We start from the raw sequence: 25,626 nt of genomic DNA, 5'->3' as shown, positions 1-25,626 counted from the left end.
GCACAAGCCGGATCAAACAATCTTTTTATAGTCCATTTAATGTTCCGCAATCCGTGACAATCGACATTTCGCTGCATTTTTGTGTCGTCGACGCGACAAGTCCGTGGCAAGTCCGCCCGTGTCGCGCGCCGACGACACACTGCACGCCGCGCTGCGCACGCATGACGGTCGGTTAGAATCCCGTGCAATCAAACAGAAAGCTTCCCTCCGAGGGCAATCGAGCGATGAAGCAGCGCGACAAACACAACAAAGAAACGCATCAAACCAACCACACGACCCGGCTGCTCTGGCGCATCGGCGCCGTCGCGGCGCTCGGCGGCATCGCGGCCGTATCGCTGCATGCGGGCGCGGCGCGCACGGTGAGCGTGTCGCCGCAAGGCACCGTCACCGAAGTCCGGCAGAGCGTCGTCAAGTTCGACGAACCGATGGTCGCCTTCGGCTCGGCCTCCGCGCCGAATCCGGCGCGCGTGACCTGCAACGATTCGGCGGCCGCACGCGGCCAGGGCCACTGGCTCGACGACAAGACCTGGGTTTACGATTTCGAAAGCGACCTGCCGCCCGGCGTACGCTGCTCGGTCGCGCTCAACGACACGCTGCGTTCGGTCGCCGGCAATGCGGCCAGCGGCCCGCGTCGCTTCACGTTCCAGACGGGCGGCCCGTTTCCGGTGTCGGTGCGCCCCGGCTCCCGCGAGATCGAGGAGCGGCAGGTCTTCGTGATGAAGCTGAACGGCCCGGCCGAGCCGCGCTCGGCGCTCGCGAACATTTGGTGCGAAGCGTCCGGCATCGGCAACCGCATTCCCGTCACGGCCACCGACGACGCTACGCGCAACGCGCTTCTCGATCATTTCGGGTTGAAGAAAGAGGCGGCGCGCGTGCTGACGCTGTCGTGCTCGCAGGCGCTGCCGGCGAGCGCGAAGATGCAGCTCGTATACGGCAAGGGCGTCGCGAGCCCGAGCGGCATCGCGAACGAAACCGAACGGCGCTTCGATTTCACCGTGCGCGCACCGTTCGCCGCAAGCTTCTCGTGCGAACGCGAGAACGCGAAGGCGCCCTGCACGCCGCTGCGCCCGCTCACGCTGTCGTTCAACGCCCCGATCTCGCGCAAGCAGGCCGAAGCGATCAAACTGCGCGGCCCCGACGGTTCGCTGTCGCCCACCTTCGCGGCCGACGATCACAGCGAGGAAGTGACGACCGTCACGTTCAATCCGCCGCTGCCGGCGCAGGCCGGCCTGACCGTCGAGCTTCCGTCGGGCCTGCACGACGTGACCGACCGGCCGCTGTCCAACGCCGATCTGTTCCCGCTCGCGACGCGCACCGCGCCGATGCCGCCGCTCGCGAAATTCTCGTCGGGCACCTTCGGGATCGTCGAGCGCTTCGCCGAACCCGATACGCCCGCGCTGGTGCCCGTCACGCTGCGCAACGTCGAGGCCGACCTGCATATCGCCGGCCTCAATGCGGGCGGCGCGCAATTCGCGAACCTGAAGGTCGAGAACGACACTGCGATCCGCCAATGGATGCGCACCGTCGATCGCTTCGACAACTGGTCGATGACGGCCGGCTCGATCGACGACCAGATGCCCGGCCTGCTGGAACGCAAGGGCCAACACCCCGTCTACGTGCCGCTCCAGGCCGGCGAAAAGCAGCCCGCGCCGCAGAACCGTCGCATCGACGTGCGCTCGCTGTCGCTGCTGACCGGCGAGCCCGGCGCGCAGGTGCTGACGCTGCCGAAGGCCGACCCGAAGACGCTGCGCCCGTTCGAAGTGGTCGGCGTGCCGATCGACAAGCCCGGCTTCTACGTGCTCGAACTTGCGTCGCCCGCGCTCGGCCGCTCGCTGCTCGCGAAGCCGTCGAGCATGTACGTGCGCACCACCGTGCTCGTCACGAACCTCGGCGTGCACCTGAAGCAGGGCCGCGAGAACAACCTCGTGTGGGTCACGACGCTCGACAAGGGCAAGCCGGTCCCGAACGCGCAGATCCGCGTGTCCGACTGCAACGGCGACGAAATCGCGGCCGGCAAGACCGACGCGCAGGGCCTGCTGAAGATCGACGGGCCGTTCGAGCCGAAGCGCGCGTGCAGTTCGTCGGAGCGCTTCGACGACTACTTCGTCTCGGCCCGCGTCGACGATCCGAAGACGGGCCCCGACATGGCGTTCGTCAGTTCGGGCTGGAACCGCGGGATCGAATCGTGGCGCTTCAACGTGCCGACCGACACCGACAGCGCGCCGACCGTGCGCGCGCATACGGTGTTCGACCGCACGCTGCTGCGCGCCGGCGAAACCGTGTCGATGAAGCATTTCATCCGCACCGAGACGCTGCAGAGCCTCGCGTTCCCGTCGCAATACCCGACGCGCATGACGATCCGCCATCTCGGCACGGGCCAGACCTACAAGCTGCCGCTCACGTGGGCGGCCGACCACACCGCGGACTCGCAGTTCACGCTGCCGGCCGCCGCGAAGCTCGGCGAGTACAGCGTCGAACTCCAAGGCGGCCCGGAAGACGCGCCCACCGCCACCTACTACAGCGGCAGCTTCCGCGTCGAGGCGTTCCGCCTGCCGGTGCTGAAAGGCTCGATCGGCGCGCGCGACGCGCAGAAGAGCCCGCTCGTCGCCGTGAAGGAAGCGCCGCTCGCGGTGCAGATCGACTACGTGTCGGGCGGCGGCGCATCGAACCTGCCCGTGCAGGTGTCGGCACTGATGAAATGGGCGTCGCCGCCGTTCGCGGATCGCTTCGAGGATTTCAGCTTCACGCCATATCGCCCCGACACGAGCGACGGCAACGCCGACGACGATGCGCAGGACGGCGACAACGCGTCGTCGTCGAACAACAACGATCCCGACGCGACGAAGCTGATCGCCGACAAGCTGCCGCTGACGCTCGACCGCAACGGCGCGGGCTCGGTCACGCTCAAGGGCCTGCCGGACGTCGACGCACCGAAGCGCATCGCGCTGGAGGCAACCTTCGCGGATCCGAACGGCGAAGTGCAGACGATTCGCGGCGACACGATCCTGTGGCCGGCCGCGGTGGTGGCCGGCATCAAAGCCGGCCGGTGGGTGTCGGTCGGCCAGCGCGTGCCGGTGCAGGCCCTGGCGGTCGACCTGCAGGGCAAGCCGCGCGCGTCGGTGCCGATCGAGATCAAGGGGGTCGCGCGCATCACGACGTCGTCGCGCAAGCGGATGGTCGGCGGCTTCTATGCGTACGACAACAAGAGCGACACGCGCGACCTCGGCGTGCTGTGCTCGGGCAAGACCGACGACAAGGGCCGCATGGCCTGCGACGCGACGCTCGAGCAGGCCGGCAACGTGCAGCTGATCGCGGTCGCGAAGGACGGCGACGGCCGCACGTCGAATGCATCGACGTCGGTATGGGTCACGCGCGAGGACGAACTCTGGTTCGGCGGCGACAACACCGACCGGATCGACGTGATCCCCGAGAAAACCTCGTACGAGCCGGGCGAAACGGCCCGCTTCCAGGTGCGGATGCCGTTCCGCTACGCGACCGCGCTCGTCGCGGTCGAGCGCGGCGGCGTGATGGAAACGCACATCGTCGAGCTGAACGGCAAGAACCCGACCGTCGACCTGAAGGTCGGCGAATCGTGGGGGCCGAACGTCTACGTGTCGGTGCTCGCGCTGCGCGGCCGGATTCGCGAGGTGCCGTGGTACTCGTTCTTCACGTGGGGCTGGAAGGCGCCGGTCGAATGGGCGCGCGCGTTCTGGCGCGAAGGCCGCCACTACGAGGCGCCGACCGCGTTCGTCGACCTGTCGAAGCCCGCGTTCCGCTACGGCCTCGGCGAGATCAAGGTCGGCACGGGCGTTCACCGCCTCGGCGTGACCGTGACCACCGACGCGACGCGCTACACGGTACGCAGCAAGGCGCAGGCGCACGTGAAGGTCACGCTGCCGAACGGTCAGCCGGCACCGGCCGGCACGCAGATCGCGATCGCGGCCGTCGACGAAGCACTGCTCGAACTGATGCCGAACAACAGCTGGGACCTGCTCGACGCGATGCTGCGCCGGCGTGCGTACGGCGTCGAGACGGCCACCGCGCAGATGGAAATCGTCGGTCGCCGCCACTTCGGCCGCAAGGCCGTGCCGGCCGGCGGCGGCGGCGGCAGCGCGCCGACCCGCGAGCTGTTCGATACCCTGCTGCTGTGGAACCCGCGCGTGACGCTCGACGCGAACGGCAGCGCAACCGTCGAGGTGCCGCTGAACGACGCGCTCACGCGCTTCCGGATCGTCGCGATCGCGGCGGTCGGCCCCGACCGTTTCGGCACGGGCAGCACGTCGATCCGCAGCACGCAGGATCTGCAACTGATCTCCGGCCTGCCGCCGCTCGTGCGCGAAGGCGATGCGTTCCGCGCGCAGGTCACGCTGCGCAACACGACCGACCGCGCGATGCAGGTCGTCGTGACGCCGCGCGTGACGGGTCTCGACGTCGCCCCGCAAACCGTGTCGCTGGCGGCGAATGCGGCGACCGAAGTCGCGTGGACGATCACCGTGCCCGAGCAGGCGCTCGATGCGGCCGGTGCGCTGAACTGGCGCATCGAGGCGGCCGAGCAAGGCGGCAAGCGCGCGTCCGACGCGCTGGCCGTCGCGCAGAAGGTCGTGCCCGCGCTGCCGGTAACCGTGCAGCAGGCGACGCTCGCGCAGGTCGACGGCACGCTGACGGTGCCCGTGTCGGCCCCGGCCGGCGCGGCGAGCAACGCACAGGGCGCACCGCGCGGCGGCATCGCCGTGTCGCTGCAGTCGAAGCTCGCCGACGGCCTGCCCGGCGTGCGGCGCTGGTTCGAGCGCTATCCGTACCGCTGCCTCGAACAGCAGACCTCGCGTGCGATCGGGCTGCGCGACCCCGCGCAATGGCAGGCGCTGATCGCCCGCATGCCCGTCTACCTCGACAGCGACGGCCTGGCGAGCTACTTCCCGCCGTCGTCGGACGATTCACACTACGGCAGCCCGACGCTGTCGTCGTATCTGCTCGTGGTATCCGACGAAGCCAGCCGTCTCGATCCGCGCTTCGCACTGCCGGAAGACCTGCGCACGCAGCTCGAAGCCGGGCTCGCGCGCTTCGTCGACGGCCGCCTCGAGCGCAACGCGTGGGCGCCGCGCCAGGATCGCGACCTGCGCAAGCTCGCCGCGATCGAGGCGCTGTCGCGCTACGGCGCCGCGCAGGGCCGCATGCTCGGTTCGATCGAGATCGCGCCGAACCAGTGGCCGACGTCGGCGGTGATCGACTATCACGCGATCCTGACGCGCGTGAAGGACATCCCGCAACGCGACGAGAAACGCGCGCAGGTCGACCAGATCCTACGGGCGCGCCTGACCTACCAGGGCACGCAGCTCGTGTTCTCGACCGCGCGCGACGACGACCTGTGGTGGCTGATGACCAGCAACGAGACCAACGCCGCACGTCTCGCGCTGGAATTCGCCGGCGACCCGGCGTGGAAGGACGAAATGCCGCGCGTGACGGCCGGCCTGCTCGCGCTGCAACGCCAGGGCGCATGGCAGACGACGACGTCGAACGCGCTCGGCCTGCTCGCGGTCGAGCGCTTCTCGCGGACCTACGAGAGCACGCCGGTCGCCGGCGCGACGAAGGTTGCGCTCGGCGGCGACGCGCGCTCGATCTCGTGGTCGCAGGCGGCATCGGCCGCGCCCGCCGATACGCCCGCGTCGGCCACTCCCGCGACCCGCGCGGCCGCCGCGCGCAGCGTGCTGCTGCCGTGGCCGCGTGCGTCGCAGGGGCCGGCCACGCTGTCGGTCACGCAGGACGGCACCGGCCGCCCGTGGGCGACCGTCGAAAGTCTCGCGGCCGTGCCGCTGCGCTCGCCGTTCGCGGCCGGCTACCGGGTCACGAAGACCGTCACGCCCGTGTCGCCCGCCGTCAAGGGCGTGCTGACGCGCGGCGACGTCGTGCGCGTGCATCTCGACATCGATGCGCAGAGCGACATGACGTGGGTCGCCGTCAACGATCCGATCCCCGCCGGTGCGACGATCCTCGGGTCGGGCCTCGGCCGCGATTCCGAAGCCGCGACGCAGGACGAGAAAACGCCGGACGGCGCGTGGCCGACGTTCATCGAGCGCGACTTCGACGGCTACCGCGCGTACTACGACTATTTGCCGAAGGGCAAATTCTCGGTCGAGTACACGGTGCGGCTGAACAACGTCGGCACGTTCGGACTGCCGCCGACGCGCGTCGAGGCACTGTATGCACCGTCCGTGTACGGCCTGTGGCCGAACCCGCCGATGACCGTGAAGCCGGCCGACGCGGGCAAGTGACGAGACCGCGATGATGGATCTGGCTTTGTCGCGGCCGGCGCGTTTCGCCGGCCGCGTATTCGTCGCCGTCGTGCTGGCCGCGCCGCTCGTCGCGCATGCCCTGCCCGGCTACGACGACGTGCGTCGCAACTGGCGCAGCTCCGACTGGGTGCTGCTCGCCCGCGACGGCACGCCGCTGCAGCGCACGCGCATCGACGTCACCGAACGGCGCGGCGAATGGGTGTCGCTCGCCGACGTATCGCCCGCGTTCCGCGAGGCGATCGTCGTGTCCGAGGACAAGCGCTTCTACGAACACAGCGGCGTCGACTGGCGCGGCATTGCCGGCGCCGCGTGGGGCAACCTGTGGAATGAACGCACGCGCGGCGCGTCGACCGTCACGATGCAGCTCGCGGGCTTGCTCAGCGATTCGCCGCGCCGCTCGGGCCAGCGCTCGCTGCCGCAAAAGGCCACGCAGGCCGTGAACGCGCTGTGGCTCGAACGCAGCTGGCGCAAGGACCAGATCCTCGAGGCCTACCTGAACCTGGTGCCGTTCCGCGGCGAAACGATCGGACTCGGCGCGCTGTCGCAGGTGCTGTTCGGCAAGGCGCCGTCGGGCCTCGATGCACGCGAGGCCGCGATCGCGGCCGCACTCGTGCGTGCGCCCAATGCGGCGCCGGCGAAGATCGCCGAGCGCGCGTGCCGGATCCTGCGCGACATGCATGCGGCGCAGGCGTGCGCGTCGCTCGACGGTTACGTGCAGCTCGTCACGGCGCGTCCGGCCAACGCCGTGCGTAACGACATCACGGCGGACGGCGCCGCCCTCGCCCCGCACTTCGCGCGGCGCATCGCGGCCGAGGTCAAGCCGGCGGCCGGCGCGCAGGTCCGCACGACGCTCGATGCGCGGCTGCAGCGCTTCGCACGCGACGCGCTGATGCGCGCGCTGACCGAACTCAACGCGCCCGCGCACCGGCGCAACGTGCAGGACGGCGCGGTGGTCGTGATCGACAACGCAACCGGCGAGATCCGCGCGTGGGTCGGCTCGTCGGGGGCGCTGTCGAGCGCGCGCGACGTCGACGCCGTGCTCGCGCCGCGCCAGGCCGGCTCGACGCTCAAGCCGTTCCTCTATGCGCAGGCGCTCGACGAAAAACGGCTGACGGCCGCGTCGCTGCTCGACGATGCGTCGATCAACCTCGCTGCCGGCGGCGGCCTGTACATTCCGCAGAACTACGACAAGGATTTCAAGGGCTGGGTAAGCGTGCGCAGTGCGCTCGGCGGCTCGTTGAACGTGCCGGCCGTGCGCACGCTGGTGCTCGTCACACCGCATCGCTTCGCGCGCACGCTGACCGCGCTCGGCCTGCCGCTCGCGCAGGAAGGCGATTACTACGGCTTCAGCCTCGCGCTCGGCAGTGCGGACGTCACGCTGCTGTCGCTGACCAATGCATACCGCGCGCTCGCGAACGGCGGCGTCGCGCGCAAGATCGTCGACCTGCCGGCCGCGCCGCCGACGCCGGCCTCCGGTGCATCGTCGCCCGCGCGGACGGACGCCGGCACGCGCGTGTTCAGCGAGGCAGCCAGCTTCGTCGTCACCGACATCCTGTCCGACAACAACGCGCGCGTGCGCACGTTCGGCTTCGACAACCCGCTCGCGACGCGCTTCTTCTCGGCGGTCAAGACCGGCACGAGCAAGGACATGCGCGACAACTGGACCATCGGTTTCACATCACGCTATACGGTCGGCGTGTGGGTCGGCAATGCGGACGGCTCGCCGATGTGGGACGTGTCGGGCGTCACGGGTGCGTCGCCCGTGTGGTCGGCCGTCGTCGGCTATCTGCACCGCGACCTGCCGAGCCGTGCGCCGCGCGCGCCGGCCGGCGTCGAGACGCGCCGCATCTCGTTCGAGCGCGACATCGAGCCGGCGCGCAACGAGTGGTTCATCGCGGGCACGGCGGTCGACACGATCCGGCTCGCGGCGCCCGTCGCGCCGGGCAAGGACGGCGCGCGCGCACCGCTGACGATCGGCGCGCCGACCGACGGCACGATCTTCGCGATCGACCCGGACATTCCGCCGAAGAACCAGCGGATCTGGTTCGAACGCTCCGCCGGCCACGCGACGAAATTCGCGTGGCGGCTCGACGACAAGGTGATCGGGCATGCCGACCGCGTCGCGTGGCTACCGTGGCCCGGCCGGCACCGGCTGGAACTCGTCGATGCGCGCGGCAACGTCGCGGATGCGATCGGCTTCGAGGTGCGCGGCGCGTTCGCGAAGCCGGCCGCGCGCAAGCCCTGAGCCGGCAGGGCCGGCCTTACTGGCTGGCCGTATTCGCTTTCACCCGGTTCAGGACATAGAATGACAGCAGCGCCGCATTCCCGACGCACACCGGCTGTGCCTCATTTTCCCGATTGCCCGCGACCATGAACATCTGCCATGAACGCTTCATCCGCCCCGCACTGGGCGTCTTGTGCGTTGCAACGCTCGCCGTACTCCAGGCCTGCAACGGCGATGCCTGCTTCGGCGTCGACGTGTGCTTCGACGACAACACGCAGACCATCTCGCTGTCAGGCACGGCCGCGACGGGCGATGCGCTCGCGAGCGCCCAGGTCACGATCAATTGCGCGGCGGGCTCGGCAACGACGCTGACCGACGGCGGCGGCAATTACCATGCGACGCTCAACGCCGCGCTGCCATGCGTCATCACCGTGGCGTCGGGCGGCACGAGTCTGCATTCGCTCGCCTACGCGGGCGGCACCTTCAATACGACGGTCGAGACCGAGTTGATGCTCGTTTATCTCGCGGCGCAACTCGGGACGAACACGGCCGGGCTGATCGGTAATTTTCAGGGCACCCTGCGCTACCAGCGGGCGATGAACAGCCCGGACACCGTGCAGGCCGCGCAATCGGCCGTGGTGACGAACCTGCAGCAGCGCTATGCGGTCACGCTCGCCGCACCGGCGTTCCTGACCACCTCGTTCGTGGTCGGGCAACCGGGCGTCGACAGCGATCTCGTGGCGCTGGCCAAGGCCGGGGCGATCGACCCGAACGGACTGCCGGATCCGGTTGCCGTTTCGCTGTTGCAGCAGGCCGGGGCCGCCCATCCGCTGTAAGCGGCGACCAGATCGACGGCGTCGGACCGGGCGACGCGATTCAGCAGGATCCGGTTCATGAGTCGGTCACCAGCCGGCGCTTACGCCGCCTCCCCGCTCCCGCACACCACCGGCGCCGCCTGCTGCTGCGACAGATACCGCAGCAACTTCGTCACCATCCACACGACGATGAACGACAACGCGACGAAGAACACCGCCAGCGGCGTCAGCACGTGAATCGACACGAAACCGGCCAGGCCCATCATCGCGGACGACACGAGCAACAGCGCACAGCCGAGAATCGCGCTCGTCAGGCCGGCGATATGCGGAAACAGCGAATTGCCCTTGGCCATCAGCGTCGGATACATCGCGCCCGCGCAGAAGCCCATCACGAGCACCGGCGTCGCGAGCGTCCATACGCGCAGGCCGACGGTCAGCGCCAGCACCAGCATCACGACCGACGCGATCGCCATCACGCGCGCACCGATCCGCAGCCGTTGCTCGGCGCTCGGCAGCCCGCGCCCGTGAATCCGGTTCGACAGGCCGCCGAGGAAATACATGAGGCCGATGCCGAGCGCGAGATAACCGAAGAAGGTCGGCGGCTTGTGCAGCGTGGTCTGCACCATGAACGGCCCGACGATGTTGAACACCAGCAGGATGCTGTAGCACAGCCCCTGTGCGAGGAAACAGCTCTGGAACACCGGGCTCGCCAGCACCTTGCCCGCGTTCACCATCAACGTGCGCGGCTCGAGATGCACCGGCTTCGGCAAGGTTTCGCGGTAGTGCCACAGCAGCGCCCACATCGCCAACGAGTAAACCAGCAGGAACACGAGGCACGCGCGCCAGCCGAACCATTCCTGCAGGTGCGCGCCAATCACCGGCGCGATGATCGGGGCGAGCCCCCACGCGATCGACATGTACGTGAACGCGTGCATCAGCGCCTGGCCGGAAAACGAATCGGTGATGATCGCCTTCGCCAGCAGGTTGGTGGTCGCGATGCCGAAGCCCTGCAGGCAGCGCGCCAGCACGAACGTCTCGAGGTTCGGCGCGCCGAGCGACAGCAGGCAGCCGATCGTGTAGATCACGAGCCCGAACGCGAGCACGCGCTTGCGGCCGTATGCGTCGGCGATCGGCCCGAAGATCAGTTGGCCGAGCGCGTAGGCGGCCATGTAGCCGGACACGCTCGACTGGATCGCCTGCGGCGTGGTCGCGAACGAACGGGCCATGTCCGGCAGCGCGGGCACATAGATGTCGATCGCAAGTTGGCCGGCGGACGCGAACAGGCAGATCAGGAACAACAGGAAGCGCGGCGAATTCGACTCGCGCGCGGGAGTGAGTGTGGCGTTCATGACAGCGGGGAAGGATTAAGGCGACGACGACGCGGTACATCCGGCGCGTTCGCACTACGAACGCGCGTACGCAGCGTGCCGAATTGCGTATTGTGCCCGTTGTTGCCGAAGTCGACGCGATTCCCACGGCGCGTGAGAGGTTGAACGCCGATTGCATGACGCCGGCACTTCGCACTTCCCCCCCATTGACACGCCTCCCCGCCTTCGCCAATACTCCCGGAAGCGCCAATAATTGTTGAACAATCCTGCATGATAATTGACGCCTGACCGGCCAGCACCAATGATTCCGGCCGGATATTCGTGTCTGCCCACTTTCACCGAGAGCACCGCGTCATGTCGAACTATCCCGCCGCCTATCAGGTCACCCAGGGCTCTGTCCTGCACGTCGACCGGTCCTTCTATTCCGCGATCGCGCAACGCCAGGACGCCCGGCAACGCATCGAATCGCACGTCGTGCCGATCCGCAGCGGCTTCGCATGGACGGTGCCGGCCGGCCACGTGTTCCGCATCGTCACGCTGGAAGGCCCTCAGGTCGCCGACTTCAACATGTGGAACCTGCACAATCCGCGCGAACGCATGTGGGCATCGCGCACGCGCCAGCTGCAGGCCGCACATGTGACAACGTTCGACCGGATCTGGTCGACATTGCCCTACCTGCGCCCGATGGTCACGATCACCGACGACACGCTTGCCGGCTATGGCGTCGACGGCGACGGCGGCCGCGTGCACGACCTGCTCGGCACGCGCTGCGACCCGTACGTGAACAAGCTGCTGACCGGCGAGGACTTTCACTTCCACTGCCATTCGAACCTCGTGCGCGCGGTCGCGCCGTACGGGCTGACCGAATTCGACGTGCACGACGTACTCAACGTGTTCCAGTGCACGGGCCTGAACGACGACGACAAGTACTTCATGAAGGCTTGTCCCGCGAAGCCGGGCGACTATCTCGAGTTCTTCGCCGAAATCGACCTGCTGTGCGCGATGTCCACGTGCCCGGGCGGCGACCTGTCGGTGCCGATGTGGGGCCCCGATGCGCGCGACCCGATCGACGTGTGCCGGCCGCTCGGCGTCGAGGTATACCGGCTCGCTCCGGGCCTGCTCGACGGCTGGTCGTCACCGCCCGTCGCACCGTACAAGGGCCTGCACGGGATGCAGCCACCGCAGGCCGGCTGGCAGCATGACAAGACCCCATGACAAAGCCCGTAGAATGACGCCACGCCGCCGGCCAGCCACGCCGGCGGCGCATGATCAGGAGAGGAGCGAACGAACAGCATGGCAAGCGAAAAAGCGAGAGGACAGTCGGTCGCCGACCGGATCAGCCATCAATTGCGCGAGCACATCATCAGCGGCAAGCTGCCGCCCGGCACCGCGCTGATCGAGATGGATCTCGCGGCCGAGTACGACACGTCGCGCAATTCGCTTCGCGAAGTCCTGCATCAACTCGGCCGCGAAGGCCTCGTCACGTTCGTGCGGCACAAGGGCGTCGTCGTGCGCACGCTCAATCGCCAGGACGTGCGCGATCTTTATGTCGCGCGCCGCACGCTCGAACTGCATGCGCTTAACACGGCCGAGCTCGCGCAGCCGGCGCTGCTCGAGAAAATGCGGTCGGCCATTCGTGCGTCCGAGCGCGAACTCGAGAAAGAGAACTGGCAGGCCGTCGGCACGCACAGCCTGCGGTTTCACCAGCATATCGTCGCGCTGCAGAAGTCCGCGCTGCTCGACGAATTTTTCCGGACCATCTCGGCGCAACTGCGCCTCGTATTCGCGTCCGATCCCGACGAAAAGCGCGTGCAGACGGCCGACTGGATCCAGCGCGAATACCGGATCTACGAACTGCTCACGCAGAACCGTCGCAGCGAAGCCGTCACCGCGCTCGCCCGCTATCTCGACGATTCCGAGCGGATGCTGCTCGACGCGATCAAGCGCGGCCAGCGCGAGGCGGCCTGAGCCGGACGTCGCACCTCCCGCGTGCGGGCCGGCACGATGCGGCACGCACGCACCCGACACCGCACGTCGTCAGGCTTCCTCGCCCACCGGCAGCGCATAGCTGCCATCCGCCCGATGCGTCTCGAGCCCGGTCAGCGGCGGATTGAACACGCACACGAGATGCAGATCGCCACGCGTCGCGCGCAGGATGTGCGGATCGTTCAGGTTGAGCGCGTAGATCGTGCCGGGCGCGATCCGGTGCACCTTGCCGGTCGCGGTTTCGACGACTTCCCCTTCGCCCGCCACGCAGTAGTTGGTTTCGAAGTGGTTCTTGTAGTGCAGATGCAGTTCCGCGCCTTCATGCACGCGCGTCTCGTGAACGGAATAGCCGACGCCGTCCTGCTTGACGATCATGCGCTTGCTGTCCCAGCCCGGGCCGTGCGCATGGCGTTCGGTATGGGCGATATCGGCCGATCTTACGACGATCATGAGTACCTCTGAATAATGACAATGAAAAAAGGCAAGACGATGCTTGCCGCCGAAAAGTCGTTCATTCGGAATCGGCCAGCGCGCGCTCGACCAGCACCGCCGCATCGAGCAGTCGTGCGTCGTCGCCGCGATGTCCCGTCAGCAGCAGGCCGATCGGCTGCTTCTCCCGACGGTCGCCCGGCACGCTGATACTCGGCAGGTCGAGGCGGTTCGCGAATTCGGTCAGCCGGAACGCACGCGCGTTTGTCGCGAGATACAAGGGCTCGTCCGACAGATCGGCGATGCGCGGCGGCAACATCGGCACCGTCGGCGTCAGCACTGCATGCGCATCGCCGAGTTGCGCGTGATACGCGTCGGCCAGCGCCTTCAGGCGCAGCAGCGCGGCCGCGTAGTCGTGCGCGCGCACGTGCTCGCCTGCGGCGATGCGCGGGCCAACGAGCGGATCGTAGCGATCCGCGGCCGTGTCCAGCAGCGTGCGATGCAGCATGAACGCCTCGGCCGCGATAATGCCGCCCGCACGCGCGACCGCGCCGGCCTCGGCCGTGCAATCGAGCCGCTTGCGCTCGATGCGTGCGCCGCGCGCGGACAGCCGCGACAGCCACGTGTCGAATGCCTGTCCGACGGACGGGTCGACGTCGTCCGTCGCGAAGCGTTCGGGAACGACGAAATGCAGATCCTTCACGTGCGCCGGCGCTGGCCGGCGGCCGGCCGCGCGGCCGCACAGCGCCGCGTCGACCCGCCGGCACAGGTCGGCCGTCGCGGCCAGCATCCCCGGCACGTCGAACGTCGCCGACAGAAAACGCATGCCCGCATCGGGATAACGGCCACGTGACGGCTTGAATCCGGCCACGCCGCAGAATGCGGCCGGAATGCGCGCCGATCCGCTCGTGTCGGAGCCGAGCGACAGATCGGCCGCGCCGAGCGCCACCGACACCGCCGCACCCGAGCTCGATCCGCCGGCCACGCGCTCGCGCTGCACGTCGAGCGGCGTCGCGGGCGTGCCGTATGCGCGGTTCACGCCAAGCGCACCGTACGCGAATTCGGTCATCGCCGTTTGCGCGACCAAAACCGCACCCGCGCGACGCAGCGCCGCCACGAGCGCCGCGTCGGTTCGCGCAGGCAGTTCGTCGGCCAGCACACGCGAGCCCGCATGCGTGACCCAGCCGGCGCAATCGAAGCAGGCCTTGACCGTCAGCACCGCACCGGCCAACAGCGCATCGGCGGCAGCGCGGTCCTCCGATGCGTCCCATGCGCGTGCTTCGGCCAGTGCCTCGGCATCGCGGCGCGCAAGCCATGCGGCGCCGATGTCGTCGGGAAAAGCGTCGGCGCGGGCGAGGCAGGCGCGCAGCCGGTCGGCGCAGGTCGCCTCGTGTGCATCGCGTTGCCGGAAATCAGACCCATTCATGCGGGCTCCTCGTCGATCGATCGTTCATCGTGAGTCACGCGAAATGAACGTGGCGCAGAAAATCCTTCACGCGCGCATCGGCGCTGCCGCGAATCCGGTCGGGCGGCACGTCGTACAGGATCCTGCCGTCTTCCATGAAGACGATCCGGTCGGACACCTTGAACGCGAAGTTCATTTCGTGCGTCACGATGATCATCGTCATGCCCTCCTTCGCAAGCGTCTCGACCACTTTCAGCACTTCGCCGACGAGTTCCGGATCGAGCGCCGACGTCGGTTCGTCGAACAGCATGATCGACGGCCGCGTGGCGAGCGCCCGCGCGATCGCCACGCGCTGCTGCTGGCCGCCCGACAGCTGATGCGGATATTTGTTCGCATGTTCGAGCATGCCGACCTTCGACAGCAGCGACAGCGCCTGCAGCCGGACCGCACCCGCATCGGCCTGCCGGTGATAGCACGGCGCCATCATCACGTTCTGCAGCGCCGTGCGATGCGGGAACAGGTTGAAGCTCTGGAACACCATGCCGATGTCGAGAATGCGATCGTGCGACACGCGCGGTGGATGGGCGCCCGACGCGCGGATGAACGGCTCGCCGTACAGGTCGATCTCGCCTGCGTTCACCGGCGCGAGGCCGTTGATGGTGCGGATCAGCGACGTCTTGCCCGAACCCGACGGGCCGATGATCGACACGACCTGCCCCGGCGCGACGTCGAGATGGATGTCCTTCAACACTTCGTGGCGACCGTAGCGCTGCTGGATGCCTGCCAGCCGCAGTGCGAATTCCGCGTGTGCGCGTGGCCGCGGCGCGACGGCCGGCGTCGACAGCGGCCACGCGACGTTCGCGGGGCCGGTCCGGGCCGGCGTGCGGCGGCTGACGTCGAGATGTCGTTCGAGATAGCCGAGCAGCCGGCTGAACACCGTGACGATCAACACGTAATAGAACGCCACGGCCAGCATCGTTTCGAACACGAGGAAGTTCTGCGTGTACAACCGCTGGCCGACGAGCAGGATCTCGGCGAGCGAGATCACCGACACGAGCGACGTCAGCTTCACGATCGTGATGAATTCGTTCGCCAGGGCCGGCAACGCGATGCGGATCGCCTGCGGCATCACGATCATCCGCTGGATGCCCGTGAAGCGGATGCCGAGCGCGCGGCCGGCCTCGAGTTGCCCGCGCGGCACGGACAGGATTCCGCCGCGATGGATCTCTGCGAAATACGCGGTCTCGCTCAGCACCATCGCGATCAGGCCGGCCGTGAACGGATCGGACAGCACCGCGCTGGTCGCGGGAAAAACCTGCGGCAGGTTGTAGATGAACACGAGCAGCACGAGCAGCGGGAGGCTGCGGAAAAACCAGATGTACACGCTCGCAGCGCGTTTCAGCAGCGCGTGGTGGGACTGTCTCGCGAGCGCGACCGGGAAGCCGAGCAACACGCCGAGCAGCCAGACGGACACGCTCAGCTCGACGACGACGACGCAGGCGCGCCAGAAATCCTTGTCCCACAAGAGTTGCAACGCATAGTGCCAATCGAACTGCATCGAAGACTCCTCGACCGCGTATAGGTGATGCGAGCGCCCGGCGCGTGTCGTGCGAAAGGTCGCGCCGGCGCGCCGCCATGGCGCTCGGTGGCAGCGCCGCCGTTATTTCGCCGTGCCGAGCGCGTTGGCGACGTCGGCGGCCGTGGGTTCCTGCAGCCCGTATTTCTTCACGAGGCCGCCGTACTCCCCGCTGTGCTTCGCATCGTTCAGCGCACCCGCCAGCGCGCCTTGCAGCCCCGTGTCGCCCTTCGTCACGCCGAGGCCGATCACGATCGGATACAGCAACGTCGTCGAACTGATCTCGGTGCGCCCGGTCGTCTGCTTCGGAATGCCCTGCGCGACGGCCGCGTCCTCGATCTGCACGTCGACCGCCTTCGACATCAGCGCGGACGTCGCCTCCGGCGAGGTCGGAAATTCAAGGATCGCGATCTCGCCGCGCCCGGTCGTCTTGCAGGTGTCCTGCGAGACCGCGCGCAGCTTCGGCGTCCACGACGCGCCCTTGATCGTGCCGACCCGCTTGCCGCACAGGTCCTGCGGCGTCTTCGGCAGGAATGCACTGCCCTTCGCGACGAGCAACGACGCGCCCGTTTTCAGGTAGGGCACGAAGTCGATCTGCTTCACGCGGTCGGGCGTCACGTAGAGCGCCGACGCGACGAAATCGAAGCGGCGCGCCTTCATCCCGAGGATCAGGTCGGGAAAGCGCGTATCGAGGAAAACCGGCTCGAGCTTCAGATGGCGCGCCAGCATCCGCGAGAACTCGGCGTCGAAACCGGCCGGCTTGCCGCCGTCCAGATAGGCATATGGCGGATACGTCAGGTCGGAGCCGACCAGCAACGTGCCGGGCCGCACCGTCTGCAGCGGCGCCGCCGACGCGAGCGAGCACGCGAAAGCCAGCGGCACGAGCGCGCCGCGGAGGAAACGTCGAAACGAAAACTGACCGGACATGGCGTGGCTCCTGAGGTTATTCGGCACCGGCGCGAAAACGCTGCAACGCCTCCCACGCACCGCCACATGCGGTTCGACAGGATTTTACGCCGAAAATTGTTGAACAATTTCGGCCGATTCTGACCAGTAAAAATTGATAACTGAATCCGGGTTTACGCGGAAGACGAAACTGCGATGCACGATTCACGCGCGCACGCATGCGCTGTCGTTCTGCGCCGACGCGGGTTTCAAAAAAGGGGGAAACGACAAGAGGAAGACGACGATCGCGACGGATCGCCGATGAGGTACGCGCGCCGATTGCAGGCGTCGCGATTTTCGGTACGGAGCTGGCGTGCGGGAGCCGAAGCCTGCCCGAACGGTGCGCGATCGGCCGGCGTTCGCGCGCCGGCCCGCGTCATACCGCTACGACACGATCAATACTGCGCCTGGTCCGTCGGATTCTTGAACAGCTGCTTCATCTCCGCCGACAGCGGATAGTTGAGGCTCACGCCCTTCGGCGGAATCGGCTGCGTGAACCACTGGTTGTACAGCTTTTCGGCCGCGCCCGAGGTCTGCATCTTCGCGATCACGCCGTCGACGACATGCTTGAACGCAGGATCGTCCCTGCGCATCATGCACGCGTAGTTTTCGTGGACGAGCGGCGTGCCCGCCACCGTGTACGCGCCCGGGTTGCGGTCCTTCGCGATCTCGCCGTACAGCAGCGGCTCGTCCATCACGAACGCCACCGCGCGCCCGGTCGTGACGTTCATGAACGCTTCGGCGTGATCCTTCGCGCTGATGATCGTCATGTTCATCGCCTTCTCTTCGTTGAGCTTGCGCAACAGGCGCTCGTCCGACGTGCCGGCCGTCGTCGCGACCGTCTTGCCGGCCAGGTCCGCAAAGTCCTTCACGCCCGAATCCTTGCGCGTGCTGAAACGGATGCCGTACAAAAAGATGCTGTTCGAGAACGCGGCCTGCTTCTGGCGTTCGAGCGTGTTCGTCGTCGAGCCGCATTCGAAGTCGATCGTCCCGTTCTGCAGCAGCGGAATCCGGTTCTGCGACGTGATCGGGATTTCCTTCACCGCGAGGTTCGGCAGGTTCAGGTCCGTCTTCACCTGGTCGATGATGCGCGACGCGATGTCGCGCGAGTAGCCGATGTTCTTCTGCTGGTTGTCCGAATACGAAAATGGCACCGACGACTCGCGAATGCCCAGCGACACGACGCCCGTGTCCTTGATTTTCTTGAGCGTACCGGTAAGGGCCTGCGCGTGCGCGGTGCCGGCCAGCGCACAGGCCAGCGCGATGGCGAGCCAACGGAAACGGCGATCCATGCGTGTCTCCTGACGAAACGTTGATCGAATCGCGATCCTACGCCCGACAATATTCGCGTCACATCAGGAGAAGCGTAAACAACCTTCCGCCGCGGCCTGATCCTGAAAGATGTTTTCCGTGCCGCGCAAACCGCCGCGCGCCGCTCGTCTCGCCCGACCGCCCCGCGCGCGGGGTCGGTCGCGCCGTCTGTGCCGGCCGTTCCAAACGCGCGTTCGTGCTGCGACGCATCAACGTAATCGTTTGCGGCACCCGTCGTTTTTCTCGTGAAACGCACTCAAGAAGCCGCCGCGCACGCCGTTACCCAGTGCATGGCGCGTCGCAGCAACCCGCTGCAACCGTCAGACAAAAACGACAAGGTCCGGCTCGCCCGGACCGGCGCCACCGCCGGCACGACGGTTATCTACGAGGATCGAGTTTCAACATGAGAGCCAAACGATTCAATTTCGCGCTGGCGCGCCCCGCACATGCGCGCATGCTCGCTGGCATGCTGTCCGCCGCCGCCCTGCTGCCCCTCGCCGGTTGCGGCGGTGGCGGCGGCGACGGCAGCAACCCGTCTGCGTCCAACGCGGCACCCGCACCGGCCCCCGCACCGACGCCGGCGCCCACTCCCGCGCCGGCCCCGACCACGCCGCCCTCGTCGTCCGGCAGCAATGCGTGCTCGTCGCAGCAGGCCGCCGTGCAGATGGCCGCGCAGGCCGCACCGGTCGAGCCGCCGGTCGACCACCTCATCGTCAAGCTGAAAACCCTGACGGCCACGCGTGCGATGGCGGCCATCGACGACGGCTCGCGACTCGACGCGGTGATCCAGCGTGCGATGACGCGCTGGACCGCGCCGGTGACCGGCAGCGCACGCGCGTACGCGAGCACGGTCCCGCAAACGCCGGTGAACGTGCAGGTCGAGCGAACGATCTCGAACGGCGCGGCCGTGCTGTCGCTCGGCCAGCGCATGGCCGCCGCCGATGCCGCCGCGCTCGCGCAGGCGTTCGCGGCCGACGGCGATGTCGACTACGCGGAACCGGATCACCCGATGCAGATCCGCGACACGCCGAGCGACCCGCTCTACAACCAGCAGTGGTACATGTCCGACCCGGCCGCCGGCATCGACCTGCCGCCCGCGTGGAACGTGACCAAGGGTTCGCCGACCGTCGTCACGGCCGTACTCGACACCGGCTACCGGCCGCACGGCGATCTCGTCGGCAACCTGATACAGCAAGGCTACAGCTTCATCAGCAACGTCAACACCAGCAACAACGGCTCGACGCGCGGCCCGGACGCAACCGATCCGGGCGACTGGGTCACGCAGCAGGAACTCGACAACGTCAACGGTCCGTACTATCACTGCGCAAGCGAGCCGAGCAACAGCAGTTGGCACGGCACGCGCGTGATGGGCGTGATCGGCGCGACCGCCGACAACGGCACCGGGATCGCCGGCGTATCGTGGCTCAGCCGAATCCTGCCGGTGCGCGTGCTCGGCAAGTGCGGCGGCGTGACGAGCGACATCGCCGACGGCATGCGCTGGGCAGCCGGCATTCCCGTCAACGGCGTGCCGAACAATCCGAATCCCGCGAAGATCATCAACCTGAGCCTGGGCGGCGTCGGCGCATGCAGCACGACGTTCCAGCAGGCGATCGACGACGTGACCGCGAAGGGCGTGACCGTGGTCGTCGCGGCCGGCAACGACGGCCTGTCGACCGGACTCGACCAGCCCGCGAACTGCCGCGGCGTAATCACCGTCGGCGCGACCGACGCGACGGGCCGCCGCGCATCGTTCAGCAACTTCGGCGCCGATGTCGCGCTGAGCGCACCGGGCGTCAACATCCTGTCGACGTCGAACACCGGCACGACGACGCCGGGCTCGGACACCTATGGCCTCGCGAACGGCACGAGCCTCGCGACACCGCAGGTGACGGGGGTCGCCGCGCTGATGCTGTCGGTGAACGGCAATCTCACGCCCGCGCAGATCCTGCAGAAGCTGCAAGGCGGCACGCGCGCGGCGAAGCTGGCGGCCGGCACGTCGTGCACGGCGCTGCCGGCAGGCTCGGGCATCCTCGATGCAGGGGCCGCCGTCGCGACGGCGAACCAGTAACAGCCCCCCGTTCGACGCAGCCGCGCGCATGCCGACATGGCACGCGCGCGGCTGTTTCGTGACGGCTGTCGCGCGTACCCGCGAACGTGCATCGGCGCGATCAAGTATCTCGAAATAACGCTGAAAAAAGGGCTGACAAAAGGGTTGACGCTTCGCACGACGAGCCATTACCATCGCTCCCGTCTAATTACATGGAGTGTTCTGTGAACACCGATGCAAGTTGTAGTTGGTTCCTGACCAACTTGACTGCTGCCTGAGGAAAACGCGCAGAGCCTCGTCTTCTGCCGCATCCCGGGAAGCAGGATGCGGCGCCCTTCCGGCCTGATTACCGGCCAGATCCCCCGCCGAATTTTCGATGTTGTCGAATGCACGCGACGCGCCGTCGCGCGTGTGCGTTCGTGTTGCGCGCGGCGTCGGCCGCGTGCGCTCTCCGTTCGCGTGCCGTCCGGCCGCGCGCCTCGTTGCGCGCCGCTGCCGATCGCCCGTGCCGACTATCCGAAACCGACAGGAGTGCAGATGAACTCAGACGACAGTAGTCGATTACCGCTCGCCGGTGCGACGCTGCGCATCGACATGCCGTCCGCATCATGCGCGCCGGCGAGCGTTCCCGCCTTTACCGACCCACATCCGATCGCGCCTGACGCGACGCGGCGGGGAGCGCTCGTGCGTCGATGACGTCACGGTCGCTCCCCGCCCGCCGCCTCGTGCGCAAGGAGCGACTCATGACGACACGACACAATACTTCGCACAAGAAACAGCGCGGCTTCATCAAGGCCGGCGCCGGCCAGCAGAACGACCCACGCGTCATGCGCGCCGCGCAGGAAGCAGCCCGCCCGCTCGAAGACACGCTGAAGTCGCTGCACACCAGCACGCGCGGCCTCACCTACGACCAGGCCGCCGACCGCCTGCAGCATTATGGCCCGAACGAAATCGCGCACGACAAGCCGCCGCACTGGACCCGCCAGTTGCTGCTCTCGTTCCACAACCCGTTCGTCTACGTGCTGCTGGTGCTGGCCGCCATCAGTTTCTGCACCGACGTCTACTTCGCGGCCCCCGACGATCGGGATTACGTCGGCATGACGATCCTGCTGACGATGGTCACGATCAGCGCGCTGCTGCGCTTCGTACAGGAGTTCCGTTCGCTGCGCGCGGCCGAGAAGCTCAAGGCGATGGTCCGGACGACCGCGACCGTGCAGCGCGCGATGACCGACACGTCGGAGCCGACGCGCCGCGAGGTGCCGATGCGTGAGGTGGTCGCCGGCGACATCGTGCATCTTTCCGCCGGCGACATGATCCCCGCCGACGTGCGGCTGCTCGCGTCGCGCGACCTATTCATCAGCCAGGCCGTGCTGACCGGCGAGGCGCTGCCCGTCGAGAAGTACGACACGCTCGGCGCGGTGGCCGGCAAATCCGCGAGCACGCATGCGGCCGGCGCCGCCAACGACGCACCGGCGTCGCTGCTCGATCTCGAGAACGTCTGCTTCATGGGCACCAACGTCGTCAGCGGCACGGCGACGGCCGTCGTCGTCGCGACCGGCGAAGATACGTACTTCGGCTCGCTCGCGCGCAACGTCGTGAGCCACAAACGCATCGAGACGAGCTTTGACCGCGGTGTCGCGAGCGTCAGCTGGCTGCTGATCAAGTTCATGTTCGTGATGGTGCCGATCGTGTTCATGATCAACGGCCTGACCAAGGGCGACTGGCTGAGCGCACTCACGTTCGCCCTCGCGGTGGCCGTCGGCCTGACGCCCGAGATGCTGCCGATGATCGTCAGCGCGAACCTCGCGCGCGGCGCGGTCGCGATGGCGCGCCGCAAGGTCGTCGTCAAGCGGCTGAACTCGGTGCAGAACTTCGGCGCGATGGACGTGCTGTGCACCGACAAGACCGGCACGCTCACGCAGGACAAGATCATCCTCGAACACCACCTCGACCTGTCCGGTCACAAGAACGAGGACATCCTGCGGCTCGGCTGGCTGAACAGCTTCCACCAGAGCGGCCAGAAGAACCTGATCGACATCGCGGTCGTCGCGCGCGCCGACGAGATCGGCGAACGCGTGAAGCCACAGGGCTACAAGAAGATCGACGAACTGCCGTTCGACTTCGTACGGCGCCGCCTGTCGGTCGTCGTCGAGGATACGCACGGCACGCACCTGCTGATCTGCAAGGGCGCGGTCGAGGAAATGCTGGCGGTTTCCACGCACGTGCAGGATGAGGACGGCGTGCGCCCGCTCGACTTCGTGGCCCGCAAGCGGCTGCTCGAACAGGCCACCGCGTACAACGAGGACGGTTTCCGCGTGCTCGTGCTCGCCACCCGCATGATTGCGCGCGGCGACGAACGCGCGCAATACCGCACCGCCGACGAACACGACCTCGTCGTGCGCGGCTTCCTGACCTTCCTCGATCCGCCGAAGGAATCGGCCGCGCCGGCGCTCGCCGCGCTGCGCGGGAACGGCGTCGCGGTGAAGGTGCTGACGGGCGACAACCCGACCGTCACGATGAAGGTGTGCCGCCAGGTCGGCCTCGAACCCGGCAAACCGATGCTCGGCACGGAAATCGAAGCGCTCGACGATGCCACGCTCGCGCAGGTCGTCGAACGCACGACCGTGTTCGCGAAGCTCACGCCGCTGCAGAAGGCGCGCATCGTCAAGGCGCTGCAGGCGAACGGCCACACGGTCGGCTTCCTCGGCGACGGCATCAACGACGCGCCCGCGCTGCGCGACGCCGACGTCGGCATCTCGGTCGACAGCGGCGCCGACATCGCGAAGGAAACCGCCGACATCATCCTGCTCGAAAAGAGCCTGATGGTGCTCGAGGAAGGCGTGATCAAGGGCCGCGAGACGTTCGGCAACATCCTGAAGTACCTGAACATGACCGCCAGCTCGAACTTCGGCAACGTGTTTTCGGTGCTCGTCGCCAGCGCATTCCTGCCGTGGGAGCCGATGCTCGCGACGCAACTGCTCGTGCTGAACCTGATCTACGACACGTCGCAAATGCTGCTGCCGTGGGACAAGATGGACCCCGAGTTCCTGAAGAAGCCGCGCAAGTGGGAAGCCGGCAACATCAGCCGCTTCATGCTGTGGGTCGGGCCCACGTCGTCGGTATTCGACATCACGACGTACATCCTGATGTGGACCGTGTTCGGTGCGGGCGCGATGTATCACCTGCACGGCGGGTCGGGCGGCCAGATCGTGATGAACTCGGGCTGGTTCATCGAGAGCCTCGTGTCGCAGACGCTCGTCGTGCACCTGCTGCGCACGCAGAAGATCCCGTTCCTGCAGAGCACGGCGTCGCTGCCGGTGCTGCTGTCGACCTTCACCGCGATCGGGATCGGCTGCTGGCTGCCGTTCTCGCCGTTCGCGGACGCGATCGGCTTCATGCACCTGCCGGGCACCTTCTGGCTGTGGCTCGCCGCGACGATGGTCGGCTACATCGTGCTCGCGCAGATCGTCAAGACGATCTACGTGCGCCGCTACAAGCAATGGTTCTGATGTCGCGCCGATGACGACGTGCCGGCCCGTGCCCCACCGGCGCGGGCCGAACGACTCGCTCTACCGTCGTTCGGTGACGAACGGGCCGCATCTGCGGCCCGTTTTTCGTTCATCGGGCGTCGTTCGCGCCGAACAGCTGCGCGCACACCGCGCGCCCTTCGTCGGTCAGCGCGGCGCTGCCGGTCCCGTCCTCGTTCAGTGTCGTCGCGCTCAGGCCCGCGGCGTCCAACTGCGTCAGCACGCGGCGCAGCGTGCTCATCGGCAGTTGCGTGCGCTTCGCGATCTTCGGTAGCGACCACGTCTTGCCGGCCGGATCGCTGGCGGCTTCGTTCAGCGCCGCGAGCGTGGCGACGAGTGCGGGATCGAGCGGGGATTCGTCGGTTTCGGAAGTCATCGGTTCGGGTTCGTCGGCCGACGTCGCGCCGGCATGCATTGAGAAAACGATCGCGGACACTATACGCCGCGTCACGCGCCCTTGAGCGCCGCGCGCATGAACGACACGAAACGCGCGGTGACGGGATCGTCGCGATCGGACAGCCACGCGAGCCCCACGCGCCACTTCGCGTCCCGGCCGTCGAGCGGCAGCACCGTCGCGTCGCGCAGCAGGTACCGCGCGCTCGACGGGATGAACGCGACCCCGACGCCGGCCGCGACCGACGTCAGCACCGACTGCACGTCCTCCGCCTGCTGCATCACGTGCGGCACGAAACGGCGCTCGACGCACCATCGGTCGATCTGTGCGGCCAGCCCCGGGCCACGCGCACGCTGCAGCGCGATGAAGCCGATCTCGTTGAGCGCCTCGAGGTTGGCCGGCACGCGCTTGAAGCCGAGATGCGGCGGCACCGCGAGCGCGAGCGCTTCGTCGATCACCTTGAACGACGACAAGCCTTCGTCGGAAGGCAGACGCAGGAAACCCGCGTCGAGCTTGCCGGCGCGCAGCCGGCGCGTCTGTTCGGACGACGACAGGTCGCTCAGCGTCACCGCGATACCCGGATTGCAACGACGGAATTCGGCGATCAGCTTCGGTACGAGCGTCAGCACGGACAGGCAGATGCCGAGCCGCAAATGCCCGCGCTGGCCACTGGTCGCTTCCCGCGCACGCGCCAGGATTTCGTCGGCATCGCGCACGAGCGCCTGCGCGTCGGGCAGGAAGCGCTCGCCGAACGGCGTCAGTTCAGCGCCATGCCGGCCGCGCTCGAACAGCTTGCCGCCGAGGCTCGCCTCCAGCGCACCGATCTGCTTGCTCAGCGCAGGCTGACTCATGTGCAGCGCATCGGCCGCGCGGCTGAAATGGCACAGCTCGGTGACCGTCAGGAACGTACGCAGCAGTTTCAGTTCCATTCTTTTCCGGAATTGTAATGATCGAAATATTCATTTTACCGATCGAATGCAATGGCGTTCAATACGGACATGCCCTCCCAGGAATTCACCTTCATGTCCCTCGATCCAGCGGCCGACTGCGTGACCGAGCCATCATCCGATGTCGCGGAGGCAACCGCATGCGCCGTTGCCGCCGATGCGCGCGCACCGAAGCGTCGTGCCGAACGCACGGACGGGCGCAGCCGCCGCTTTCGCTTCGGCGACGCGCTTGAAGACGCGCCGCCACGCGCGGTGACGGGATCGATCGCGATCAGTTTTGCGGTCGTGTCGCGGCGGAACTGGCCGCGCTGAAATCGCGCACCTGGCCGCCTTTCTCCCCACGCGCACCGCTGCCCGGCAGCGCAAGAAGGACCGGAATCCTTCCGTATCGCGCGTCATTGC

The 25,626-nt window shown here is 67.6% G+C and carries 17 protein-coding genes; 9 read left to right on the top strand and 8 right to left on the bottom strand.

From position 1 onward, the window contains the following. Positions 1 to 224 precede the first annotated feature (224 nt). From C4B30_RS03055 to C4B30_RS03045, 3 genes are all read left to right on the top strand, one after another. Positions 225 to 6,269 (top strand): alpha-2-macroglobulin family protein, encoded by a 6,045-nt coding sequence (locus C4B30_RS03055; protein WP_105131686.1) that lies wholly within the window; start codon positions 225 to 227, stop codon positions 6,267 to 6,269. Positions 6,270 to 6,279: 10 nt separating this feature from the next. Next, entirely contained in the window at positions 6,280 to 8,535 is a 2,256-nt protein-coding gene (pbpC, locus tag C4B30_RS03050; RefSeq protein ID WP_105131685.1) for a penicillin-binding protein 1C, read from the top strand. Positions 8,536 to 8,660: 125 nt separating this feature from the next. Beyond that, the gene (locus tag C4B30_RS03045; protein ID WP_105131684.1) at positions 8,661 to 9,350 is read left to right on the top strand and encodes a hypothetical protein; all 690 of its coding nucleotides are present in this window, start codon (positions 8,661 to 8,663) and stop codon (positions 9,348 to 9,350) included. 80 nt (positions 9,351 to 9,430) lie between these two features. Here C4B30_RS03045 and C4B30_RS03040 read toward each other — a convergent pair whose 3' ends face one another. Then, on the bottom strand, positions 9,431 to 10,678 hold the full coding sequence (locus C4B30_RS03040; RefSeq protein WP_105131683.1) for a multidrug effflux MFS transporter: 1,248 nt from the start codon (positions 10,676 to 10,678) through the stop codon (positions 9,431 to 9,433). A gap of 333 nt (positions 10,679 to 11,011) precedes the next feature. Here C4B30_RS03040 and C4B30_RS03035 point away from each other — a divergent pair, with 333 nt between their 5' ends. After that, positions 11,012 to 11,872, top strand: coding sequence for an urea carboxylase-associated family protein (locus tag C4B30_RS03035; RefSeq protein ID WP_105131682.1), 861 nt, complete (start codon positions 11,012 to 11,014; stop codon positions 11,870 to 11,872). Positions 11,873 to 11,950: 78 nt separating this feature from the next. Then, a complete protein-coding gene (locus tag C4B30_RS03030; protein ID WP_105131681.1) occupies positions 11,951 to 12,625 on the top strand; it encodes a GntR family transcriptional regulator in 675 nt (224 codons plus the stop codon). Positions 12,626 to 12,694: 69 nt separating this feature from the next. Here C4B30_RS03030 and C4B30_RS03025 read toward each other — a convergent pair whose 3' ends face one another. From C4B30_RS03025 to C4B30_RS03005, 5 genes are all read right to left on the bottom strand, one after another. Beyond that, entirely contained in the window at positions 12,695 to 13,093 is a 399-nt protein-coding gene (locus C4B30_RS03025; protein WP_105131680.1) for an ectoine synthase, read from the bottom strand. 61 nt (positions 13,094 to 13,154) lie between these two features. After that, positions 13,155 to 14,498 carry an amidase family protein gene (locus C4B30_RS03020; protein WP_105131679.1) on the bottom strand — a complete coding sequence of 448 codons (1,344 nt, stop codon included), beginning with the start codon at positions 14,496 to 14,498 and terminating at the stop codon, positions 13,155 to 13,157. 34 nt (positions 14,499 to 14,532) lie between these two features. Further along, the gene (locus C4B30_RS03015) at positions 14,533 to 16,035 is read right to left on the bottom strand and encodes an amino acid ABC transporter permease/ATP-binding protein (RefSeq protein ID WP_105131678.1); all 1,503 of its coding nucleotides are present in this window, start codon (positions 16,033 to 16,035) and stop codon (positions 14,533 to 14,535) included. A gap of 102 nt (positions 16,036 to 16,137) precedes the next feature. Further along, the gene (locus C4B30_RS03010) at positions 16,138 to 16,980 is read right to left on the bottom strand and encodes an ABC transporter substrate-binding protein (RefSeq protein WP_105131677.1); all 843 of its coding nucleotides are present in this window, start codon (positions 16,978 to 16,980) and stop codon (positions 16,138 to 16,140) included. Between the two features lie 413 nt (positions 16,981 to 17,393). Next, complete coding sequence (locus C4B30_RS03005) at positions 17,394 to 18,290, bottom strand: glutamate/aspartate ABC transporter substrate-binding protein (protein WP_051421289.1); 897 nt, start codon at positions 18,288 to 18,290, stop codon at positions 17,394 to 17,396. 264 nt (positions 18,291 to 18,554) lie between these two features. Here C4B30_RS03005 and C4B30_RS35135 point away from each other — a divergent pair, with 264 nt between their 5' ends. The 3 genes from C4B30_RS35135 (at position 18,555) to mgtA (ending at position 23,865) form a co-directional block, all read left to right on the top strand. Then, positions 18,555 to 18,716 carry a hypothetical protein gene (locus tag C4B30_RS35135; RefSeq protein ID WP_155257265.1) on the top strand — a complete coding sequence of 54 codons (162 nt, stop codon included), beginning with the start codon at positions 18,555 to 18,557 and terminating at the stop codon, positions 18,714 to 18,716. Next, positions 18,713 to 20,377, top strand: a complete 1,665-nt coding sequence (locus C4B30_RS03000) for a S8 family peptidase (protein ID WP_105131676.1) — start codon at positions 18,713 to 18,715, stop codon at positions 20,375 to 20,377. The genes C4B30_RS35135 and C4B30_RS03000 overlap by 4 nt, the downstream gene beginning before the upstream one ends. 722 nt (positions 20,378 to 21,099) lie before the next feature. Further along, positions 21,100 to 23,865 carry a magnesium-translocating P-type ATPase gene (gene mgtA, locus C4B30_RS02985; protein WP_105131785.1) on the top strand — a complete coding sequence of 922 codons (2,766 nt, stop codon included), beginning with the start codon at positions 21,100 to 21,102 and terminating at the stop codon, positions 23,863 to 23,865. A gap of 109 nt (positions 23,866 to 23,974) precedes the next feature. Here the strand turns inward: mgtA and C4B30_RS02980 are convergent, their stop codons facing one another. Next, positions 23,975 to 24,259 carry a transcriptional regulator gene (locus C4B30_RS02980; RefSeq protein ID WP_105131784.1) on the bottom strand — a complete coding sequence of 95 codons (285 nt, stop codon included), beginning with the start codon at positions 24,257 to 24,259 and terminating at the stop codon, positions 23,975 to 23,977. 71 nt (positions 24,260 to 24,330) lie between these two features. Further along, on the bottom strand, positions 24,331 to 25,206 hold the full coding sequence (locus C4B30_RS02975) for a LysR family transcriptional regulator (RefSeq protein WP_105131675.1): 876 nt from the start codon (positions 25,204 to 25,206) through the stop codon (positions 24,331 to 24,333). A 51-nt stretch (positions 25,207 to 25,257) separates the two neighbouring features. Here C4B30_RS02975 and C4B30_RS02970 point away from each other — a divergent pair, with 51 nt between their 5' ends. After that, a complete protein-coding gene (locus tag C4B30_RS02970; RefSeq protein ID WP_027780850.1) occupies positions 25,258 to 25,536 on the top strand; it encodes a hypothetical protein in 279 nt (92 codons plus the stop codon). The last annotated feature ends 90 nt before the right edge of the window (positions 25,537 to 25,626 follow it).

The organism is Burkholderia sp. BE12 (assembly GCF_002959955.1).
In the GTDB taxonomy this organism is placed as follows: Bacteria; Pseudomonadota; Gammaproteobacteria; order Burkholderiales; family Burkholderiaceae; genus Burkholderia.
Note: the sequence above shows the minus strand (reverse complement) of the source record. Positions and strands in the feature narration are given on the sequence as shown.

Excerpts from the sequence above, each read along its gene's own strand:
- C4B30_RS03055 (WP_105131686.1), top strand. The coding sequence starts at position 225 with ATGAAGCAGCGCGACAAACACAACAAAGAAACGCATCAAACCAACCAC.
- pbpC (WP_105131685.1), top strand. The coding sequence starts at position 6,280 with ATGATGGATCTGGCTTTGTCGCGGCCGGCGCGTTTCGCCGGCCGCGTA.
- C4B30_RS03045 (WP_105131684.1), top strand. The coding sequence starts at position 8,661 with ATGAACATCTGCCATGAACGCTTCATCCGCCCCGCACTGGGCGTCTTG.
- C4B30_RS03040 (WP_105131683.1), bottom strand. The coding sequence starts at position 10,678 with ATGAACGCCACACTCACTCCCGCGCGCGAGTCGAATTCGCCGCGCTTC.
- C4B30_RS03035 (WP_105131682.1), top strand. The coding sequence starts at position 11,012 with ATGTCGAACTATCCCGCCGCCTATCAGGTCACCCAGGGCTCTGTCCTG.
- C4B30_RS03030 (WP_105131681.1), top strand. The coding sequence starts at position 11,951 with ATGGCAAGCGAAAAAGCGAGAGGACAGTCGGTCGCCGACCGGATCAGC.
- C4B30_RS03025 (WP_105131680.1), bottom strand. The coding sequence starts at position 13,093 with ATGATCGTCGTAAGATCGGCCGATATCGCCCATACCGAACGCCATGCG.
- C4B30_RS03020 (WP_105131679.1), bottom strand. The coding sequence starts at position 14,498 with ATGAATGGGTCTGATTTCCGGCAACGCGATGCACACGAGGCGACCTGC.
- C4B30_RS03015 (WP_105131678.1), bottom strand. The coding sequence starts at position 16,035 with ATGCAGTTCGATTGGCACTATGCGTTGCAACTCTTGTGGGACAAGGAT.
- C4B30_RS03010 (WP_105131677.1), bottom strand. The coding sequence starts at position 16,980 with ATGTCCGGTCAGTTTTCGTTTCGACGTTTCCTCCGCGGCGCGCTCGTG.
- C4B30_RS03005 (WP_051421289.1), bottom strand. The coding sequence starts at position 18,290 with ATGGATCGCCGTTTCCGTTGGCTCGCCATCGCGCTGGCCTGTGCGCTG.
- C4B30_RS03000 (WP_105131676.1), top strand. The coding sequence starts at position 18,713 with ATGAGAGCCAAACGATTCAATTTCGCGCTGGCGCGCCCCGCACATGCG.
- mgtA (WP_105131785.1), top strand. The coding sequence starts at position 21,100 with ATGACGACACGACACAATACTTCGCACAAGAAACAGCGCGGCTTCATC.
- C4B30_RS02980 (WP_105131784.1), bottom strand. The coding sequence starts at position 24,259 with ATGACTTCCGAAACCGACGAATCCCCGCTCGATCCCGCACTCGTCGCC.
- C4B30_RS02975 (WP_105131675.1), bottom strand. The coding sequence starts at position 25,206 with ATGGAACTGAAACTGCTGCGTACGTTCCTGACGGTCACCGAGCTGTGC.
- C4B30_RS02970 (WP_027780850.1), top strand. The coding sequence starts at position 25,258 with ATGGCGTTCAATACGGACATGCCCTCCCAGGAATTCACCTTCATGTCC.